Source organism: Oleiphilus sp. HI0123 (assembly GCF_001635315.1).
The window spans coordinates 1-3878 of sequence record NZ_LWGE01001319.1; the positions used below are offsets into that span (position 1 = coordinate 1).

Annotated in this window: 6 protein-coding genes; 1 reads left to right on the top strand and 5 read right to left on the bottom strand. The window is 43.3% G+C overall.

What is annotated here, in order from left to right; all coding sequences use genetic code 11:
* The 5 genes from A3761_RS16150 to A3761_RS16170 form a co-directional block, all read right to left on the bottom strand.
* Nucleotides 1-326, bottom strand: a 326-nt coding sequence (locus tag A3761_RS16150; RefSeq protein WP_068750500.1) for a hypothetical protein, incomplete at its 3' end; no start/stop codon positions are given.
* A 61-nt stretch (nt 327-387) separates the two neighbouring features.
* The gene (locus A3761_RS16155) at nt 388-1383 is read right to left on the bottom strand and encodes a serine/threonine protein kinase (RefSeq protein ID WP_068513426.1); all 996 of its coding nucleotides are present in this window, start codon (nt 1381-1383) and stop codon (nt 388-390) included.
* 74 nt (nt 1384-1457) lie between these two features.
* A complete protein-coding gene (locus A3761_RS16160) occupies nt 1458-2048 on the bottom strand; it encodes a sigma-70 family RNA polymerase sigma factor (RefSeq protein WP_082865139.1) in 591 nt (196 codons plus the stop codon).
* 21 nt (nt 2049-2069) lie between these two features.
* On the bottom strand, nt 2070-2894 hold the full coding sequence (locus A3761_RS16165; protein WP_068553205.1) for a mechanosensitive ion channel domain-containing protein: 825 nt from the start codon (nt 2892-2894) through the stop codon (nt 2070-2072).
* Between the two features lie 21 nt (nt 2895-2915).
* Nucleotides 2916-3158, bottom strand: coding sequence for a hypothetical protein (locus tag A3761_RS16170; protein WP_068513420.1), 243 nt, complete (start codon nt 3156-3158; stop codon nt 2916-2918).
* Between the two features lie 159 nt (nt 3159-3317).
* Between A3761_RS16170 and A3761_RS16175 the strand changes: the two genes are divergently transcribed.
* Nucleotides 3318-3878, top strand: a 561-nt coding sequence (locus A3761_RS16175; RefSeq protein WP_068750502.1) for a mechanosensitive ion channel family protein, incomplete at its 3' end; no start/stop codon positions are given.

Consider the following 3878-nt stretch of genomic DNA (forward strand, 5'->3'; position numbering starts at 1 on the left):
CCGCGATTTTTATAATCGACTAACGAACCCTGCATGCCATCATTTTTATCTGACTGGATAAATAAATAGCCTTGATGACAAACGGCTGTTTGGTTTGAAGGTTTGTGAGAAAGTCGGTATTCGCCTTGATCAAGTTTTTCTATAAAAATAGCTTTATATTCAGCGACAGGGTAGTCATCTTTTTGTTTGTTATGCTGAATGAGCCCATTTTGTTCCAAAGTGAAAAAGGTTACGAAAACTGTTATGAAAATGGCGATGACAAGTGTCGACTTTTTTACCTTGTCTTGCTCTTCTATTTCTTGATCGTTTGGTGCTTGTTCGTTCATTGTTTGTTCCAGTAATAATCTTAGCGGCCTAGTTTATGCGATGCGTGACTGAAGACAAGTCTTAGTAAGCTTGGAGCTTCAGTGGTGGTTCATCCAAAATTGATAGCTGCTCTCTCAGCTCAAGTATATGTGATGACCAATAGCGCTCGGTATTGAACCAAGGAAAGTGCATTGGAAATGCAGGGTCGGTCCAGCGACGTGATAACCAGGCAGCATAATGCATCATACGCAAAGTACGTAGGGTCTCGATAAGTTTGAGCTGGCGCGTATCAAACTCGCAGAACTCTTCATAGCCTTCAACCAGCTCGATCATTTGCTGGGTTTGTTGATGCCGGTCTCCTGAAAGCATCAACCATAGATCCTGAATTGCAGGGCCATTCAGGCAATCATCAAAATCGACAAAGTGTGCTTGGTCTTCACGCCAAAGAATATTGCCAATGTGGCAGTCGCCGTGAAGTTTAATCGGGTTGAATGGGCAGCTCTTCCATATATGTTGCATCTTATCAATCAGGTCTTGGCTTAAGGTTTCGTATGCCGGTCGAAGCGATCTGGATAGAAAGTCGTTGTCTAGCAAGAACTGTCTGCTCTTGATCGCCCAGTTTTCGATGCAAAAGTTTTGACGGTGCTTAAAGGTTTCTGCGTTACTGACCTGGTGTATTCGGCCGATGTTACAACCGATTCGGTAGAGTGTGTCGGGTATTTCAATCTCGGGTGCATATCCGCCTTGGCGCTTAAATAATGCAAAACGGAAATCTTGGTAATCGTGAAGTGTGCTGCCATTTATTAGCATCGGTGGGACGACAGATATGTCGTTTTCTAGCAAGCTTCTGGTAAATTCATGCTCTTCAAGAATGGCTTCAGTCGTCCAGCGTTGGGGGCGATAAAACTTAGCGATAATAGGCGTGCCATCTTCAATTCCTACCTGATAGACCCTGTTCTCATATGAGTTAAGGCTAAGGATGCGAGAGTCGCTAAATAGCCCGATTGACTCGACTGCGTCGAGTACGAAGTCGGGTGTAAGTTGTGCGTAAGGATGTTCGTTATCAGGTGAACTCAAGGTGTCTTGTCTCTTAGAGAATCGTCTAGGTTAAATACCGCTATTGTAGCATGGGAGGCTGCTTAGTGGCGGACTTAGTGTTGATATGCTTTCATGTGCTCTTTCAGTGCTTCCTGAGCTCGATAAAGGCGCATCTTAGTAGCACTTAGTTTTAGGTCACAGACTTCGGCCACTTCTTCGATGCGTAATTCTGCTGTGTAACGTAGGGTTAGAATTTCTCGTTCTTTAGGTGCTAATAATTGCATTGCGCTATCGAGGTCGCGTTTTGTGGTGTTGATGGTGCTTGTTCTTTCTTGGCTTGGATCATCTGTTAACATTGCTTGCAGTTCTCGGGTGCGTTTACGCTTGTCTGCAGCACTCAAGCAGGTATTCGTGGCAATTCTAGCGATCCAGGTTTTAAAACTGGAGCGACCCTCGAATTTGACTAGCGAGTGGAAAACTTTAAGCATGACTTCCTGCGATACATCATCAGCATCATCACGATTTCCGAGCATCTTCAGGCAAATATGAAAGACCAGCTTTTCGTATTTTCGAATAAGCTTTTCGTATGCACAGGTACGATAGGGCAGCTCTTCCTGTCCTTGGGTGACCCACTCATTGTCAGGGTCATTATTGGCAGGAAGAGCTACATGGTTGTGCTTGGTTTCTACGCTATTAAGCGTCATGCTAGTAATTGGTAAGCAGAGTTATTGCGATAGAATCTCCACTTGAGAATCAATTAGTTTACTGTTGGGGATTGTGATTTTGCGGCCGTCTTCAGTTTCTATAATCAGCGCAGTAGAGCAGATCTCAATTACTTCACCAGAAACGTTATCAACCTTAATTTTGTTACCCGGAACATATAGTTCACGAGCATAAACGCCTGCAACGACATTTCCGGCAACATGTTTTGTGCCTAAACCTAGTGCAAGTGCAACTGCTCCTGCAGCAGAGAGCAAAAAGATAATAACAACCTGGTTTAGCAAATCGGTTTCAATCTCTAGTTGGTTGATCGCCAGTGACACTACAATGATAACAATTAGCGCATAAATAATTCCGCCAATTGTACGTTCATAACCTAGGTTAATGCTGGCAAGTGAGGCCTCAATGGCAGTTCGCACAAGTCCTGCAATGAATAAACCGATCAAGGTTAGAATAAGAGCGCTAATCACTTTTGGTATATACAGCACGAAGTGATCAATGGTGGCGGAGACTCTATCCAGGCCTAAAGCATCTGAAGCAGAGATGATAAATGTGAGAAATACAAGCCAGTAAATTATCTTAGATAGCAGTATTGACGGCCCTGAGCTCATGCCTGCTTTCTTCAGTGCAACATCAATGCCCGCTGTTTCGGCTAAGCGGTCAAGGCCGATTTTTGAAAATAGCTTTGCTATGGTTCCGGCTAGAAATTTAGCGACAAAGTATCCACCTATCAGTAGGCCTAGTGCGGTGAGTAGGCTAGGTAAGAATTCAGCGATCTTAGCCCATAGTATCATCGGATCGGCTAGGGTTTCTTTCATTGCTTCGAGCATTACTAACTCCTGATAGGTCGCTTAGGTCTGTTGGTCAGACTGATTGTTCTTGGGAGCAAGTTGGTCACTATTTTTAAGTGCCAAGTTTGCGAACATCGGGGCAAACAACTCAGCCATGGTTACCCATATTTTGACCAGCGCAAAGCTCATCGTGTCGTGTTGACTTGTTTGGGTGCGTGTCTTCTGGAGTACCGATTTTATGTTGTCAGATTTTGGTTTTTCATCGGATTTGAACAGTGCGTCAAGATCGTCGAGGTCATCCATAGTGTTGGTCTCAATTTGAATTGATGAAATTACAGAAATTATGACATAAGTCGATAAAAGAAAGTCACAAAATAAAATTAAAAAATAAATTGTGACTTTTGGCTTTGTTAGGAGTCTATTTTGATGGAATTAAAACTAAAAGGTATTAGGAGATAAATAATGGAACAGCAACTACAGGATATTTGGAAGCAGGTAGAAGAGCCCGTCATGCTTTATGGAGGGCAGGTAGTATTAGCGATACTGTCTTTAATTATTGGCTGGTGGATTGTTAACAGGATTTCGTCGCTGGTAAATAGTAGTCTGCATAAGAATATGCCAGATGAAACGTTGGCAAAATTCTTCTCAAGCGGTGTCGAAATAGTTTTAAAAGTATTGCTCGTAATTAGTGTTGCCTCAATGGTCGGAATTGAAACGACATCGTTTGTAGCTGTGCTTGGTGCTGCGAGTTTGGCAGTGGGCCTTGCCTTACAAGGGAGTCTTTCTAACTTTGCGGGTGGTGTCATGATTCTAATATTCCGCCCAATACAGGTGGGTGAATACATTAGTGCACAAGGCCATGAAGGAACCGTCAAGGATATCGGTATATTTGTAACAACCTTACTGACCTTGGATGAGCGTATTATAATCGTGCCAAACGGGCCCTTGGCCAATGGTTCCATTACTAATTATTCCCGTAACGAAACACGCGCTGTTGAGATCGCGATCGGTATTAGTTACTCT